Origin of the sequence: Mixta gaviniae (genome assembly GCF_002953195.1) — a bacterium.
Taxonomy (GTDB): domain Bacteria; phylum Pseudomonadota; class Gammaproteobacteria; order Enterobacterales; family Enterobacteriaceae; genus Mixta; species Mixta gaviniae.
The window spans coordinates 1045467-1062205 of sequence record NZ_CP026377.1 but is presented as its reverse complement, the minus strand read 5'-3'; the positions used below and the strand labels follow the sequence as shown (position 1 = coordinate 1062205).

The 16739-nt window shown below is 57.9% G+C and carries 15 protein-coding genes; 2 read left to right on the top strand and 13 right to left on the bottom strand.

All coding sequences use genetic code 11. The annotated features are described in order from the left end of the window. Nucleotides 1-13 precede the first annotated feature (13 nt). Entirely contained in the window at nt 14-214 is a 201-nt protein-coding gene (locus C2E15_RS04850; RefSeq protein ID WP_038628013.1) for a YaeP family protein, read from the top strand. Then, nucleotides 201-464, top strand: coding sequence for a Rho-binding antiterminator (rof, locus tag C2E15_RS04845; RefSeq protein ID WP_038628016.1), 264 nt, complete (start codon nt 201-203; stop codon nt 462-464). The genes C2E15_RS04850 and rof overlap by 14 nt, the downstream gene beginning before the upstream one ends. A 31-nt stretch (nt 465-495) precedes the next feature. On the opposite strand, the gene C2E15_RS04840 is transcribed toward rof, so the two are convergent. From C2E15_RS04840 to bamA, 13 genes are all read right to left on the bottom strand, one after another. Then, nucleotides 496-804 (bottom strand): c-type cytochrome, encoded by a 309-nt coding sequence (locus C2E15_RS04840; RefSeq protein ID WP_174705688.1) that lies wholly within the window; start codon nt 802-804, stop codon nt 496-498. Then, nucleotides 801-2117, bottom strand: coding sequence for a tRNA lysidine(34) synthetase TilS (gene tilS / locus C2E15_RS04835; protein WP_104959084.1), 1317 nt, complete (start codon nt 2115-2117; stop codon nt 801-803). Before tilS ends, C2E15_RS04840 begins: the two co-directional genes overlap by 4 nt. Before the next feature lie 54 nt (nt 2118-2171). Then, nucleotides 2172-2561, bottom strand: coding sequence for a VOC family protein (locus tag C2E15_RS04830; protein WP_104956365.1), 390 nt, complete (start codon nt 2559-2561; stop codon nt 2172-2174). An 85-nt stretch (nt 2562-2646) separates the two neighbouring features. After that, entirely contained in the window at nt 2647-4815 is a 2169-nt protein-coding gene (locus C2E15_RS04825) for a lysine decarboxylase LdcC (RefSeq protein WP_104956364.1), read from the bottom strand. Between the two features lie 159 nt (nt 4816-4974). Then, entirely contained in the window at nt 4975-5934 is a 960-nt protein-coding gene (gene accA, locus C2E15_RS04820; protein ID WP_104956363.1) for an acetyl-CoA carboxylase carboxyl transferase subunit alpha, read from the bottom strand. A 12-nt stretch (nt 5935-5946) separates the two neighbouring features. Next, entirely contained in the window at nt 5947-9429 is a 3483-nt protein-coding gene (gene dnaE / locus C2E15_RS04815) for a DNA polymerase III subunit alpha (RefSeq protein WP_104956362.1), read from the bottom strand. Nucleotides 9430-9461: 32 nt separating this feature from the next. Then, the gene (rnhB, locus tag C2E15_RS04810; protein WP_104956361.1) at nt 9462-10088 is read right to left on the bottom strand and encodes a ribonuclease HII; all 627 of its coding nucleotides are present in this window, start codon (nt 10086-10088) and stop codon (nt 9462-9464) included. After that, nucleotides 10081-11229 (bottom strand): lipid-A-disaccharide synthase, encoded by a 1149-nt coding sequence (lpxB, locus tag C2E15_RS04805; protein ID WP_104956360.1) that lies wholly within the window; start codon nt 11227-11229, stop codon nt 10081-10083. Before lpxB ends, rnhB begins: the two co-directional genes overlap by 8 nt. A 3-nt stretch (nt 11230-11232) precedes the next feature. Further along, the gene (lpxA, locus tag C2E15_RS04800; protein ID WP_104956359.1) at nt 11233-12021 is read right to left on the bottom strand and encodes an acyl-ACP--UDP-N-acetylglucosamine O-acyltransferase; all 789 of its coding nucleotides are present in this window, start codon (nt 12019-12021) and stop codon (nt 11233-11235) included. 3 nt (nt 12022-12024) lie between these two features. Then, on the bottom strand, nt 12025-12480 hold the full coding sequence (fabZ, locus tag C2E15_RS04795; protein WP_104956358.1) for a 3-hydroxyacyl-ACP dehydratase FabZ: 456 nt from the start codon (nt 12478-12480) through the stop codon (nt 12025-12027). A 161-nt stretch (nt 12481-12641) separates the two neighbouring features. Beyond that, the gene (gene lpxD / locus C2E15_RS04790) at nt 12642-13667 is read right to left on the bottom strand and encodes a UDP-3-O-(3-hydroxymyristoyl)glucosamine N-acyltransferase (protein WP_104956357.1); all 1026 of its coding nucleotides are present in this window, start codon (nt 13665-13667) and stop codon (nt 12642-12644) included. A 3-nt stretch (nt 13668-13670) separates the two neighbouring features. Beyond that, on the bottom strand, nt 13671-14168 hold the full coding sequence (gene skp / locus C2E15_RS04785) for a molecular chaperone Skp (RefSeq protein ID WP_104956356.1): 498 nt from the start codon (nt 14166-14168) through the stop codon (nt 13671-13673). Between the two features lie 126 nt (nt 14169-14294). Then, nucleotides 14295-16700, bottom strand: coding sequence for an outer membrane protein assembly factor BamA (gene bamA, locus C2E15_RS04780; RefSeq protein ID WP_104956355.1), 2406 nt, complete (start codon nt 16698-16700; stop codon nt 14295-14297). Nucleotides 16701-16739: the final 39 nt, after the last annotated feature.

The window sequence follows — 16739 nt, the reverse complement described above, 5'->3', positions numbered from 1 at the left end:
AAAGGAGGTGCATGTGCAGCAATATTGTGATTTGGTTCGTCAGAAGTACGCTGAAATCGGCGGCGGCGAACTGGGATACGTGCCCGACGCCATAGGTTGCGCGTTAAAAACACTGAATGAGATAGCGGCCAATTCTGCGCTAGACTCTTCTGTCAGGGAACAGGCGGCGTATGCTGCTGCAAACTTAATGGTGAGCGACTATGTTGACGAATGAAGCCTACAAACCGATCAATTGCGACGATTATGATAGTCTGGAACTCGCCTGCCAAAAACAGTGGACGCTGGCTCTGGAACTTAAAAACGGCGAGCAGCTTAAGGTCAAGGCCAACGATATGATCACCCGTAAAAACGTGGAGTATCTGGTGGCGGACCTCAGCGGCGAAACGCGCGAGCTGCGCCTGGATCATATCGCCAGTTTCAGTCACCCGGAACTGGGCACCGTTGTCGTCAGCGAGTCTGATTAAATCTGCGGGCGGGCTTGCCCGCCCTGCGTCCCTATGGCTTCAGCGAATGATAATACGCCGCCACATCCGCCATATCCTCATCGCTTAATCCGCTAACAAACGCCTTCATGACCTCTGCCTGACCGCCGCTACGCTCCCCTTTTTTATAGGCCTGCAGCGCATGCTGCAGATAGTCAGCATTCTGCCCGGCCAGGTTGGGGTAGAGCGAAACCGATGCTTTGCCTTCCGCACCGTGACAGGCGCTGCAGGCGGCTGCTTTTTCCTGACCGGCGGCGATATCGCCAGCGGCCAGCGCAGGCGCGGTAAAAGAGGCCAGCAGCACTATCAGCAGGCTTTTCATTTTAATTCTCCATAAGATGGTTGTTGCCAGACGATGCGCAGGCCGTGCCCTGGCGCGACGCTTCCTTCACGGCAGACAAACGTGTTCAGCGCGGCAATGAGCGTATCGTTGTAAAAAATCAGCGGCGTGCTTTCGCGACGCCAGGGCGGCACGCCACACTCCTGCCACAGCTTCTTAAGCGGCCGATGGCCGCCGCGCCCGACGATGGCGAAACTGCCCTGCGCCTGAAAGCGTACGCTTACGCGTTCATCGGCGCGCGGCGCGCGCATTTCACTCCCGGTTTCCGCCAGACGCAGCGTGCCCAGCCCGTGCGGCAGCAAGAGTGGCTGTTGTAAATCGGCCCAGAGCAGAATCGCATCGCGCACCGACGGCCGCAGCGGCAGCCAGTAGAGCGCCTGACGATAGCGGCGCACTTCAAACTCTCCCAGCCGCAGACGGGGCGCAGCATCTTCGCGCGCGCAGATCACCTCTTGCCAGATGCGCTGAACGGCGTCGCGCGACGGCATGTTACCCCCGCAGGCGGCGATCCAGCGACGCAGCAGCGCGGTGCGTCTTACCGCACTCAGCGCGGTGAACCCATCGATACGCAGCGCGCCGTCCGGCTGCGTCAGCATGCTCAGCGACTCCGCCAGCAGCTCATCCAGCAACTGTTCCTGCTCGCCGCACAGCGACGCGCTGCGCGCCGCCGCCGCCGAAAAATGGGGCCACCGGGCATTCAGGCGCGGGACGATCTCCTGACGCAAAAAGTTGCGGTCGTAGCGTGTATCCTGATTGCTTTCATCCTCAACCCAGCGCAGCTGATGCTGTTGCGCCCAGCTTTCCAGCGCCTCACGACGACACTGCAGCAGCGGACGCAGCAGCCGGCTATCGCCCAGCGCCAGGCTGGCGGGCATCGCCGCGAGACCGGCCGGGCCGCTGCCTCGCTTCAGCGCCAGCAGTAATGTTTCGCACTGGTCGTCAAGATGCTGCGCCGTCACCAGCGCCTCACCGCGCTGTAAATGCTGACGAAAGGCGCGGTAGCGCCCTTCGCGCGCGGCGCCCTCGATACCGCTTTCGCGCCCGTCGACCTGGATGTTTACCGTCTCCAGCGTCACCTGCCATGCGGCGCAAACGGCGCGGCAGTGCTGCGCCCAGCGGTCGGCGTGGGGGCTAAGCCCGTGATGGATATGGATAGCGCGCAGCTGAAGATCCAGACGCGGGCGCAGCAGCGTCAGCTGATGCAGCAGAACGGTAGAGTCCAGCCCGCCGCTAAAGGCGACCAGCAACCGCCGTTCGCCGTCCAGCTGTTGTTCAAGTTGTGCAAGCTGCGTCATGGCAAACCCGTTGCGGAAAACGGCCATCGCAGGATGGCCGTAAAAGCGGCTATTTTACGCCTGGTACAGCTCCAGCGGCAAATTATCCGGGTCGGAGAAAAAGGTAAAACGCTTGCCGGTCAGCGGATCGACGCGCACCGGCTCGCACGCCACGCCCTTTTCCTGCAGGAAGCCGCAGGCAGCGTCGATATCATCGACGGCAAAGGCGAGATGCCGCAGGCCGCACGCTTCGGGCTGGCTCACCCTGGCCGGCGGTGAAGGGAAAGAGAACAGCTCGATGACATACTGGCCGTTCAGCGCCAGATCGCCTTTCCATGAGTCGCGCGCTTCGCGCCAGACTTCCTGCTGCAGCGTAAAGCCGAGAATATCGCAGTAGAATGCCTTACTGCGCGCATAGTCGCTGGCGATGATGGCAATATGATGAATCTGCTTAAGGCCCAGCATAACCTCTCCTTGAGTGTCCTTTTAAATCGCAGCCCGCACCCTACCCGCTCGAGTGCCGTCAGGCAAGACGGCAAACTCTGCAAAATTAGCGTTCGCCCGCCGGTATTGCCGGTTCGTCCTGCTTCAGGACGCGCACCAGATAGCGCCCATCCTCCGTCAGCCTGGCACCGTGAATATCGGTTTCAAAGCCGGGATAGTGACGGCCAATCGCACAGAGCATCAGCAGGAAATCCAGCACCGGACGGCTCGCCTCGGTGATCCTCTCTCCTGGCATCACCAGCGGCACGCCGGGCGGATAAGGCAGGATCATATTGGCGGAGACGCGATCGATCATCTGGTCTATCTCTACCGTTTCCACTTCGCCCTTTACCTGTAGCTGAAACGCCTGATGCGGCGTCATCTTCATTTCCGGCAGTACGTCGAACGCCTTCAGCATCAGACGCGGCAGATCGTGTTGTTGGATCAGCTGGTGAATGCCCTGCGCCAGCGTCTGGATGCGCATATTACGGTAGAAATCGGGATCTTCCGCATAGAGATCCGGCAGGATGTTCTTCACGCGCAGGTTAAGATCGTAGGCGCGCTTAAAGTCGAGCAGCCCGCGCAACAGCCCCATCGCCCGGGTTTTGTCGATGCCGATGCTAAACAGGAATAGCAGATTATACGGCCCGGTTTTCTCCACCACGATACCGCGCTCGTCGAGAAACTTGGCCACCAGCGCCGCCGGGATCCCTTCATCCGCCATAACGCCCTGCTCGCTCATGCCCGGCGTCAGGATGGTGACCTTGATGGGATCAAGATACATATGGTCGCGATCCGCATCGGCGAAACCGTGCCAATCCTCTTCGCCCGGCTGGATTGGCCAGCATTCCGCTTCATCAATCCCGTCCGGCTGCCAGATATCGAAGAACCAGCTGTCAGATTCTTCGCGCAGCCGCTGCACCTCGCGGCGGAAGTGAAGCGCCCGCTCCACTGAGCGGTTAATCAGCCGGCGGCCCGGGTTGCCGCGCAGCATCGCCGCCGCCGTTTCGATCGAAGCGACAATCGAATAGTTGGGCGAGGTGGTGGTATGCATCATATAGGCTTCGTTAAAGGTCTGTTCGTCATAGTCGCCTTTAATATGGATCAGCGAAGCCTGGGAGAACGCCGCCAGCAGCTTATGGGTCGACTGGGTTTCATAAATCACTTTGCCAGGCGTGCGCTCGCCGCTCATGCCGCTTTTGCCGGCATAAATCGGGTGGAAATTGGTATAAGGCACCCAGGCGGAATCGAAGTGGATCGACGGCACCTCCAGCGTCTCTTTGATATATTTTGTGTTATAGAGCAGGCCGTCGTAGGTGGAGTTGGTGATCACCGCATGCACCGGCCAGGCGGCATGTTCAGTTTGCGCCACCTTTAGCGCGATACTTTCACGGGTGAATTCACGCTTCGGAATGCCGCCGAGAATGCCCAACGCGTTGCGCGTCGGCTTTAGCCAAATCGGCACGATATCGCTCATCATCAGCAGGTGAGTCAGCGATTTATGGCAGTTGCGATCTACCAGCATCGTGCTGCCGGCGGGGGCGGCGTACATGCCAACGATTTTGTTCGAGGTTGAAGTGCCGTTGGTTACCATATAGCTCTGCTCGGCGCCGAAGGTGCGGGCGATATATTCCTCCGCTTCCAGGTGCGGGCCGGTATGATCGAGCAGCGAGCCCAGCTCGGTCACGGAAATCGAGGTATCCGCTTTTAGCGTATTGGGGCCGTAGAAATCATAGAATAGCGTGCCGACCGGGCTTTTTTGAAAAGCGGTGCCGGCCATATGGCCCGGCGTGCAGAAGGTGTACTTGCCCTCTTTTACGTAGGTGAACAGCGCGCGGGTCAGCGGCGGGGTAATGTTATCGATATATTCATCGGTATACTGCCGAATGCGCTGGGCGATATCATCCGCCATATCGAGCGCATACTCAAAGAACCACAGCGCCATACGCATCTCATTGATGCTGATATCCATGGTGGAGTGGGTATTGATAAAGGCGTAGAGCGGCAGATACTCGTTAAGCTGGTTAATTTCGCTGCATAAATCGAGACTGTACTCATCCCAGTCAAAAATCACGCCGCAGATGCGGGGATTATGCTCAATCAGCTTCACCAAATCGTTAGCGTCTTTGGGGTAGATCGGTTCGAATCCCTGGTTTATCAGCGCCTGATGCAGCTGGCGTATCGGTTCATCTTTATAAAAGGCGTTATGCGGTCCCATTATCGCAATAATATTCAATTAGCACCTCCTGGTGATGGGCGATAAAGGATAAGCATAGCGAAGATGCGCAGCGGCAGGAGAAATCTGACGGCGGCGCAGGGATTATGCACGCGGCAAAGGCGCAATGGCGGCAAAAAAAAGGCGGCCCGGAGGCCGCCCTGTTTTACCCGCTACGCATCACGCGTAGCCGTAGTTCATCAGACGATGATAGCGGCGGTTAAGCAGCTCTTCGGTGTTCAGCACATCCAGATCGGCCAGATCGGCCAGCAGCTGCGCTTTCAGCGACGCGGCCACCGCCAGCGGATCGCGATGCGCGCCACCCAGCGGTTCCGGAACGATAGCGTCAATCAGGTCCAGCTCTTTCAGACGCGGCGCAATAATTCCCATCGCTTCCGCCGCCAGCGGCGCTTTATCTGCGCTTTTCCACAGAATAGAGGCGCAGCCTTCCGGTGAAATAACGGAATAGGTGCTGTACTGCAGCATGTTGACCTTGTCGCCCACGCCGATAGCCAGCGCGCCGCCAGAGCCGCCTTCGCCGATCACGGTGCAGATCACCGGAACGGTCAGGCCGGACATTTCACGCAGGTTGCGCGCAATCGCTTCGGACTGGCCACGCTCTTCCGCGCCCACGCCCGGGTAAGCGCCCGGCGTGTCGATAAAGGTAATGATCGGCATCTTGAAACGCTCGGCCATTTCCATCAGGCGCAGCGCTTTGCGATAGCCTTCCGGTGCCGGCATGCCAAAGTTACGCCGAATCTTCTCTTTCGTTTCACGGCCTTTCTGATGGCCGATGATCATTACCGGACGTCCATCCAGACGCGCAATGCCGCCGACAATCGCCTTGTCGTCAGCGTAGGCGCGATCGCCTGCCAGCTCGTCAAAGTCGGTAAACACGTTACGGACATAGTCCAGCGTGTAAGGACGCAGCGGATGACGCGCCAGCTGCGCGATCTGCCACGCGCCCAAATCGGCGAAGATTTTACGCGTCAGCTCTACGCTTTTTTCACGCAGACGCTGAATCTCTTCATCCAGATTAATATCGTGTTTTTCATCCTGACGGCCAACCGACTTCAGGGAGTCGATTTTCGCCTCCAGTTCTGCGATTGGCTGTTCAAAATCCAGGTAATTAAGACTCATAATGTTCCTGTTTTAGTCAAACTCCAGTTCCACCTGCTCCGATCCTATCAGCGATCGCAAGTCATTCAGCAAACGATCGCAAGGAGAGACGCGCCATGCTGCGCCAAAACGCAGTCTGGCCCGCGCATCCGCTCTCTGATAGTAGAGATGTACCGGAATTGTCCCCGAACGATGGGGTTCCAGAGACTGACGGAGACGGTTTAAAAGCTGGTCATCAATTTGCCTGTCCGTCAGCGAGATAGCAAGTCCACGCGCATATTTTTCGCGTGCTTCGTCGATATCCATAACTTCACGGGCGGTCATTTTAAGGCCGCCGCTGAAGTCATCAAAGCTGACCTGTCCGCTGACGATCAGGATACGGTCTTTTTCCAGCAGCTGCTGGTATTTATCAAGCGCATCTGTGAACAACATCACTTCCAGACGACCGGAACGGTCATCCAGCGTGCAGATGCCAATACGGTTGCCGCGTTTAGTGACCATAACGCGGGCCGCCACCACCAAACCGGCCGCGGTGGTCATTTTACCGCGATCGGTTGGGTGCATGTCTTTCAAACGCACGCCGCCGACGTAGCGTTCAATCTCTTTCAGGTACTGGTTAATGGGGTGGCCGGTCAGATAAAGCCCCAGCGTCTCCCGCTCGCCGTCCAGCTGCACCTGCTCCGGCCACGGCGTAATGCTGGCGTAGGATTGCTCTACCTGCTCCGGCTCTTCCGCCAGCACACCGAACATATCCGCCTGCCCGATCGCTTCCGCTTTGGCATGCTGATCCGCCGCTTTCAGCGCATCGCCCAGCGCGCTCATCAGCGCCGCGCGGTGCGGCCCGAGGCGATCGAAGGCGCCCGACATGATCAGCTTCTCCATCACGCGTCGGTTGATCTTCTTCGGATCGGTGCGCGCGCAGAGATCGAACAGCTCGCGGAAATACCCATCCTTATTGCGCGCCTCGATGATCGCTTCAATCGGGCCTTCGCCGACGCCTTTGATGGCGCCGATGCCGTAAACGATCTCGCCGTCATCGTTGACGTGGAACTGATAGAGGCCGGAGTTAATATCCGGCGGCAGCACCTTCAGCCCCATGCGCCAGCACTCATCCACCAGGCCAACCACTTTCTCAGTGTTGTCCATATCGGCGGTCATAACCGCCGCCATAAACTCGGCCGGATAGTGCGCCTTCAGCCACAGCGTCTGGTAAGAGACCAGCGCATAGGCGGCGGAGTGTGATTTATTGAAGCCGTAACCGGCGAATTTTTCCACCAGGTCGAAGATTTTCATCGACAGCTCGCCGTCGATGCCCATGCTTTCCGCGCCCTCTTTAAACACCGAGCGCTGTTTGGCCATCTCCTCCGGCTTTTTCTTACCCATGGCGCGACGCAGCATATCTGCGCCGCCGAGCGTATAGCCCGCCAGCACCTGGGCTATCTGCATCACCTGTTCCTGATAAAGGATAATGCCGTAGGTTGGCTCCAGAACCGGCTTCAGCGACTCATGCTGCCACTGAATATCGGGATAAGAGATCGCTTCTCGTCCATGTTTACGGTCGATAAAGTTATCGACCATCCCTGACTGCAGCGGGCCAGGACGGAACAGCGCCACCAGCGCGATCATATCCTCGAAGCAGTCCGGCTTCAGACGTTTGATCAGATCTTTCATGCCGCGCGATTCAAGCTGGAAAACCGCTGTGGTTTCCGCGCGCTGCAGCATATCAAAACTTTTTTTATCTTCCAGCGGAATCGCGGCGATATCGATCGGCGCCTCGCCCTGCTTTGCCCGGCGCGCGTTGATCATATCCAGCGCCCAGTTAATGATGGTCAGGGTGCGCAGGCCGAGGAAGTCGAACTTCACCAGGCCGGCGTATTCCACGTCGTTTTTATCGAACTGGGTAACCGGGTGGTTGCCGTTTTCATCGCAGTAGAGCGGCGCGAAATCGGTAATTTTGGTCGGCGCGATCACCACGCCCCCGGCGTGCTTGCCGGCGTTACGCGTGACGCCTTCCAGCTTACGCGCCATATCGATCAGTGCCCTGACCTCTTCATCCGCCTCATAAATTTCCGGCAGCTGCGGCTCAGCGGCGAACGCTTTTTCCAGGGTCATACCCGGATCGGGCGGCACCAGCTTCGAGATACGATCGACGAAGCCGTAAGGATGGCCCAGCACGCGGCCCACGTCGCGGATAACCGCTTTCGCCGCCATGGTGCCGAAGGTGATGATCTGCGATACGGCGTCGCGCCCGTACATATCGGCGACATGTTCAATCACCTGGTCGCGTTTTTCCATGCAGAAATCGACGTCGAAGTCGGGCATGGAGACGCGCTCCGGGTTGAGGAAGCGTTCGAACAGCAGGTCGAACTCCAGCGGATCGAGGTCGGTGATCTTCAGCGCATAGGCCACCAGCGAACCGGCGCCCGAACCGCGTCCCGGTCCGACCGGGATACCGTTATCTTTCGACCACTGGATAAACTCCATAACGATCAGGAAGTAGCCGGGGAATCCCATCTGGTTGATAACGTTAAGCTCAATCTCCAGACGTTCATCATACGGTGGCCGCTTCTGCGCCCGCTCTTCCGCATCGGGAAACAGAAACGCCAGACGCTCCTCCAGCCCTTCGCGCGAGCGCTGCACCAGAAAATCTTCGGTGGTCATCTCGCCGGTTGGAAATTTCGGCAGGAAATATTCGCCAAGCCGTACCGTGACGTTGCAGCGGCGCGCGATCTCTACGCTGTTCTCCAGCGCTTCCGGGATGTCAGAGAAGAGTTCGCACATCTCCTCCGCGCTACGCATATATTGCTGCGGGCTATGATTGCGCGGACGTTTAGGATCGTCGAGCGTGTAGCCGTCATGGATCGCAACGCGAATTTCGTGCGCGTCAAAATCGTCTTCATCGAGAAAGCAGACTTCGTTGGTCGCCACCACCGGTACACCTTCCGCAATCGCCAACTCGACGGCGGCGTGCAGATAGCTCTCCTCGTCGGGGCGGCCGGTACGGATCAGCTCCAGATAGTAGCGATCGGGAAAATGCTCCTGATAGAAGGCGAGACACTGCGCCACCAGCGACTGATTGCCACGCAGCAAGCTGCGGCCCACGTCGCCGCGGCGTCCGCCGGAGAGCAGAATCAGCCCTTCGCTGAACTCCGCCAGCCAGTCGCGATCGATTGTCGGCCCGTTAACGCCGTAGCCGCGCTGGTAAGCGCGTGAGATCAGCAGCGTCAGGTTCTGGTAACCGGTGTTGTTCATCGCCAGGACGGTGATTTGCGTCAGCTCGTCCCCCATCAGCTCGCTATTAACGAGGAAATCGGCGCCAATGATCGGCTTGATGCCGGCGCCGTGCGCCGTGCCGTAAAACTTCACCAGCCCGCACAGGTTGGTGAAATCCGTGATCGCCATCGCCGGCATGCCGAGCGCGGCCGCTTTTTTCACCAGCGGGCCGGTCTTCGCCAGTCCGTCGATCATTGAATAATCGCTGTGGATACGCAGATGAATAAAACGTGGTTCGGCCATCTTTCTTTCCGGTTAACTGCAGCAAAGCGCGCTTAGCGCGCAGATTCAGCGGTGAGGTGCTTTACTTCAAGATCCAGGAGCGCATTGCGCACCGGCGCAAAACTACGACGATGGTGCGGCGTGGCACCATGTTCTGTCAACATCGCCAGATGTTGCGCGGTGGGATAACCTTTATGCTGCGCAAAGCCATACTGCGGGAAAACCGCATCCAGCTCCGCCATTTCGCGGTCGCGCGTCACTTTCGCCAGGATAGAGGCGGCGCTGATTTCAGCGACCAGGCTATCCCCTTTGACAACCGCCATCGACGGCATCGGCAGCGCGGGGCAGCGGTTGCCATCGATCAGCACATAGTCGGGCCGTATCGCCAGAGCGGCGACGGCGCGCTGCATCGCCAGCATGGTGGCATGCAGGATATTGAGCTGGTCGATCTCGTCCGGCTCGGCGCGCCCCAGGCTCCAGGCCAGCGCGTTCTGTTTAATTTCATCGAACAACGCCAGCCGGCGCTTCTCGCTGAGCTTTTTGGAATCCGCCAGGCCGACGATAGGACGCGCGGGATCAAGGATCACCGCCGCCGTCACCACCGCGCCAACCAGCGGCCCACGCCCGACTTCATCGACGCCGGCGATCAGCCGCGCGTCGGGATAGATAAATTCAGCCATTCGCCAACTCCAGTACGGCCTGCGCCGCTTGTTCATCGGCATTCCAGCGGATCTGCTGGTGTAGTTCGGTAAATGTCGCCAGCAGGCGTTCACGCGTTTCGCCCGCGCCCAGCAGCGGCTCCAGCGCCGCCGCGAGCCGCGCCGGCTGGCAGTCATCCTGCAGCAGCTCAGGCACCAGCTCGCGCCCGGCCAGCAGGTTCGGCAGAGAAACATAGTCCGTTTTCACCAGCCGCTCGGCCAGCCAGAAGGTAAAGGGCTTCATACGGTAGCCGACCACCATCGGGCATTTAGCCAGCATGCACTCCAGCGCGGCGGTGCCGGAGGCCAGTAACGCCGCGTCGCTGGCGACCATCGCCTCGCGGCCTTTGCCATCCAACAGATGCATCGGCAGATCGGGCGCAACCTCAGCCTTGATCTGTTCAAACTGCGCGCGCCGCTGGGCGTTGACCAGCGGCACCACAATCTCCAGCTGCGGCCATTTCTCACGCAGCAGCATCGCGGTTTTCAAAAAATCGGCGCTGAGCATCTCTACTTCCGCCCGACGCGAACCGGGCAGCAGTGCCAGGCAGAGCGCCTCTGCGGCGATCCCCAGCTCACGACGCGCCGCTGCTTTATCGGGCTGTAGCGGCATCGCGTCCGCCATGGTGTGGCCGATAAAGCGGCAAGGCACATCATAGCGATCGTAAAAAGCTTTTTCGAATGGCAGGAACGCCAGCACCAGATTGGTGGCGCGACCGATTTTAAATACCCGTTTCTGTCGCCACGCCCAGACAGAGGGGCTGACGTAATGAATGGTGCGGATGCCGCGCTGTTTCAGACGGCCTTCCAGGGTAATGTTAAAATCGGGCGCGTCGATGCCGACAAAGACGTCCGGCTTCAGCGCGGTGAAACGGCGGGTCAGATCGCGGCGGATCGTTAATAGGCGCCGCAGCCGTCCCAGCACCTCAACAATGCCCATGACCGCCAGCTCTTCCATGTCGTACCAGCTTTCGCAGCCTTCCGCCTGCATACGCGGGCCCGCCACGCCGACGAAACGGGCGTCAGGGTGTTTTGCTTTCAGCGCGCGAATAAGACCGGCACCAAGAATATCGCCGGAGGTTTCTCCGGCGACAAGGGCAATCGTTAGGGGACGAGCAGCCATGGGTTAACGGATCAGACCCCGCGTTGAGCGGGCAAAGAAATCGTAAAACGGCTGAACTTCAGCATGCTCTTGCGCCAACGCTTCGATTTCAGGCTTAACCTCATCAAGCGTTCTTCCGCTGCGGTAAAGCAGCTTATAGGCGTTACGGATTGCATGCAGCCCTTCTTTGCTAAAGCCGCGGCGCTTCAGGCCTTCGATATTGATGCCGTACGGCGTCGCGTGGTTGCCCTGCGCGATAACGTATGGCGGCACATCCTGCGCCACGCCGGAACAGCCGCCCACCATGACATGCGCGCCAATAATGCAGAACTGATGCACCGCCGTCATACCGCCGATAATCGCAAAATCATCCACCGTTACGTGACCGCCGAGCGTCGCGTTGTTGGCGAAGATGCAGCGGTTGCCGATGATGCAGTCGTGCGCGATATGCGCGTTGACCATCAGCAGGTTATCGCTGCCGATGCGCGTTACGCCGCCGCCCTGCACCGTGCCACGGTGAATGGTGACGCTTTCGCGGATGCTGTTGCGATCGCCGATTTCGACGCGCGTCGGCTCGCCCGCATATTTCAGATCCTGGTTCACCTCACCGATAGAGGCGAACTGGGTGATGATATTGTCTTTGCCAATGCGGGTATGGCCATTGACCACCACATGTGACTTCAGAACGGTGCCCTCACCGATCTCCACGTTGGCACCGATATAGCAAAACGGGCCAATGTGAACGCGAGCGCCGATAACGGCGCCCTCTTCGATGATAGAGCTTGGATGAATTACGGCGGTTGCATCAATCACGTTTTACGCCTCCCGGCTACGGGCACACATCATGGTCGCTTCACACACGATTTTGCCGTCAACGGTGGCAACGCCTTTAAAGCGTGTCAGGCCGCGACGGGTTTTCTCGAAGGTGACTTCCATAATCATCTGATCGCCCGGCACCACCGGGCGCTTGAAGCGCGCTTCGTCGATCCCGGCGAAGTAATACAGTTCGCCCGGCTCCAGTTTGCCCACGCTTTTAAACGCCAGAATACCTGTCGCCTGCGCCATCGCTTCCAGAATCAATACGCCCGGGAAAATCGGTTTACCAGGGAAATGCCCCTGGAAAAACGGTTCGTTAACTGAGACGTTCTTCAGGGCGCGCAGATATTTATGCTCTTCGAAATCCAGGACACGATCGACCAGTAAAAACGGATAACGGTGCGGCAGATGTTCTAAAATCTCTTCAATATTCAGAGTATGAGTTTCAGTAGTCAAAATACTCTTCCTGTCCTAAAAATTCTGATGGCATCAATAACACGGCCTGCACCGATCCGGACGATCATCGGCAGGCCGCAAATTAGTTTATGTGGCGCCTGGCTTCCCTGCTTAGCATGTTTTATTTATGAAAGCCGGACAGACGCGGGATGGATGTACGCTTAGTCGTCTTTACCGACTTTACGCTCGATGGCTTTTAAGCGTTTGCTCATTTCATCGATATTCATCACCAGCGCTGCAGTTTTACGCCAGGTTTTATTAGGTTGCAGCGGAATGCCCGAGGAGTATACCCCAGGTTCAGTGATGGGGCGCATCACCATTCCCATGCCGGTGACGGTCACTTTGTCACAAATTTCCATGTGGCCGTTAATCACGCTCGCCCCACCGATCATACAGTAACGACCGATTTTCAGGCTACCTGCCATAATCACACCGCCGGCAACGGCAGTATTGTCGCCAATCACCACGTTATGTGCAATCTGGCACTGGTTATCAATGATAACACCATTACCGATCTGAGTGTTATCCAGCGCGCCGCGATCGATGGTGGTGCAAGCGCCGATTTCGACACGATCGCCGATAATCACCGAGCCCAGCTGTGGGATTTTTACCCAGTTGCCGCGATCGTTGGCGTAGCCGAAGCCATCTGCGCCGATAACCGTGCCCGACTGGATCAGGCAATCCTGACCGATGCGGATGTCGTGATAGACAGTGACGTTGGCCCAGAGACGGGAGCCGGCGCCGATATGGGTGTTCTTGCCGACGAAGCAGCCAGCGCCGATGCGGACGTTATCGCCCAGCACAACGCCTGATTCGATCACGGCGTTTGCGCCGACGGAGACGTTATTGCCCAGCGTGGCGCTGGCGTCGATTACCGCGCCCGGCGCAATGTTCTCTGCCGGCTGCGGCGTAGTATCCAACAGCTGCGCCATACGCGCATAGGTCAGATAGGGATTTTTAACCACCAGCGCGGCGCTGTGGCACCACGGCAGATCCGCTTCTGTCAGCACCACGGCGGAAGCCTGGCACTCGGCGAGCTGCTCACGGTAGCGGCTGTTGGCGAGAAAAGTGATTTGACCGTTTTGGGCGGAGTGCATAGAAGCAATGCCGGAGATGGCGATATCGCCATCTCCGTGCAATTCTGCATCCAACTGCTGGGCTAAATCAGCCAGTCGAATTGAAGACATTGATTATTTAACCTGTTTCAGAACGTCAGCCGTGATGTCTTTCGCATTAGAAGCGTAAGCTACCGCGTTAGCGTCGATGACGACGTCGTAACCGTCGCTGTCGGCGACTTTTTTCACTGCGTCCTGAATACGGCTCAGCAGCTTGTTACGCTCTTCCATCTGACGACGACGATTGTCCTGCTCGAAAGCCTGCGCTTTTGAAGAGAACGCTTCGCGTTGGGACATGATGTCTTTTTCCATGCGGCTGCGCTCGCTGGCCTTCATGGTAGAGCCATCACGCTGCAGACGCTGCATTTTAGCCTGAAGATCGCGCTCCTGGCCCTGCAGATCGGTGGCGCGGCCTTTAAACTCGTTTTCCAGCTGCTTCGCAACAGAGGCACGTTGCGGTAACTGTTGGAAAATGCTGGACACGTTTACCACGGCAATTTTATCAGCAGCCTGAACGCCTGCGGAAACCGCTAAAGCGAGACCCAGACCTGCGGCACACAACAACTTTTTCACTATTAACTCCTTACCATCAACGTTTGTGTCAAAGACACAGATTTGCCTGATACGCCAGCCGGCGGGCGAACCCGTCGGCCGGCGCACAGTGCGATACTGAACAGCTGCACTTCCCTGTCGCGGAGATTACCAGGTTTTACCAATGTTAAACTGGAACTGCTCCGCTTTATCTCCATCATATTTCTTGAACGGCTGGGCGTACGAGAAGACCAGCGGGCCCAGCGGCGACATCCACTGCAGCGCCAGACCGGCGGACATGCGGATATTGCCCGGATCGCTGTAGTCCGGAATACCGGCATCACGGCTTTCCGTGGTGTTTTCCCAGTTGGTATCCCATACCGTACCGGCGTCGACAAACAGCGAGGTGCGCACCGAGTTGGCATACTTCTCGCTGATAAACGGCGTCGGGGTAATCAGCTCAAGGCTGGCCACCGCCATCGCGTTGCCGCCCACCGCGTCGTCTGATTTACACAGGCTCTGGCTGCCGGAACAGGTCGACGAGTTATCGTTGAGATACGCCGCTTTCGGACCAATGTTATTAGAACGGAAGCCGCGCACCGTGCTGGAGCCGCCGGCGTAGAAGTTCTCATAGAACGGCAGCTCTTTGCCGCCCAGGCCATCGCCATAACCGACGCGGCCGCGACCCAGCAGAATCCAGGTGTGGTCATCGTCAATCGGCATGTACTGCTGGGTATCCAGCGTTACTTTGTAGAAGTTGTTATCCGATCCCGGAATGGTGACTTTCCCGTTCAGGTTGGTACGGTTACCGGCGGTGGGGAAGAAGCCACGGTCCAGGTTGTTGTACGTCCAGCCATAGTTGAAGGTAAAGTCATCGGCGGAATATTCCGCATCGCCAGAAAGCGACGGATCCTGATCGACCGAGCGCAGATAACGCCACATCGCCACCTGCGGCTGCATGTTGGAGAGGTCGTTATGCACATAGCCGAGACCGACGCGCAGCGTATTGTTTTCGTTGACCGGGAAGCCGAGCGTGCCGTCCAGACCATAACTCTTGTTGGTATAGTCAGAGAGGTCAGCGTCATCCGCTTTAAAGTCGTTATAGAAAATACGTCCGCCGAGGCTCACCCCATCCACCGTGAAGTAAGGATCGGTCAGGGAGAATTCCGCGTAAGTCTGGTAGTCGTTTTTGGTGCCGCTGATGCCGACGGTATTACCGGTGCCCAGCCAGTTATCCTGGGTCACGCCGACCTGGAAGCTGACGCCGCTTTCGGTGCCGTAGCCGATACCAAAGTTAAAGGTACCGGTATTACGCTCTTTCACCTTGTAGACCACGTCAACCTGATCCGGGGTGCCGGGTACGCGCTGCGTATCGACATCGACGGTTTCGAAATAGCCGGTACGGTTCAGGCGCTCTTTGCCCTGCTCGACCAGGTTACTGCCCAGCCATGCACCTTCCATCTGACGCATTTCACGGCGCAGCACCGCGTCTTTCGAGGTATCGTTGCCTTCGAAGCGCACTTTACGAACGTAGTAGCGGTTGCCCGCGTCGACGTTGACGTGCAGCTTAACGGTCTTATCGGCGTCATTGATTTCCGGCTGCGTCGCCACGCGCGGATAAGCGTAACCATAACGGCCGAGCAGCTGTTTGATGCTGTCTTCCATTTTGGTCACTTTGGTGCCGTTATACAGCTCGCCCGGCTGTACTTTCGCCAGGCTTTCAATCTCGGCGGAGTGCCCCGCCATGCTGCCGTTCACCACCACGCCGGAGAGTTTGTACTGATCCCCTTCGTGGATGTTGATGGTGATGTAGATGCCTTTTTTATCGGGCGTCAGGCTCACCTGCGTAGAATCAATGTTGAAACGGGCGTAGCCGCGATCGAGATAGAAGCTGCGCAGCGTTTCTAAATCGCCGGCCAGTTTCTGTTTCTGATATTTGCGATCGCCAACCAGGTTCCACCACGGCACCTCATCACGCAGCTGGAAGCGCGAGATCAGCTCGTCAGAGCTAAAGGCTTTATTGCCGACCACGTTAATCTGCTGAATTTTCGCCGAAACGCCTTCGGTAAACACCAGTTTCAGATCGACGCGGTTACGCGGCAGCGGCGTGACTACCGCTTTCACGCTGGCGCTGTATTTGCCGACGCTATAGTAGAAATCCTCCAGCCCTTTTTCGATGCTGGAGATGGTGGTGCGATCCAGCGCTTCGCCGACGCGCACGCCGGACGCTTCGAGGTTCTGTTTGAGCATGTCATCTTTCACCGCCTTGTTGCCGGAGAAAGTGATGCTGGCAATGGTGGGACGCTCTTTGACCTGAACAATCAGCGTGGCGCCGTCGCGCAGGACCTGAACATCTTCGAAGTTCCCGGTAGCAAACAGGGCGCGAATGGTATTACTGATATCTTCATCATCTACCGTATCACCAACACGCACCGGCATGCTGAGCAGAGCCGCACCGACAGCGACTCGCTGCAGTCCTTCGAAATGAATGTCCTTCACTACGAACCCGTCTGCACCGTAAACGGTGGCGCTGCTGAACAGCAGCGACGCTATGAGCAACTTTTTCATCGCCATCGTTGTTATGCGTTCTTCCTAACACGTCCCAGCCTGGAC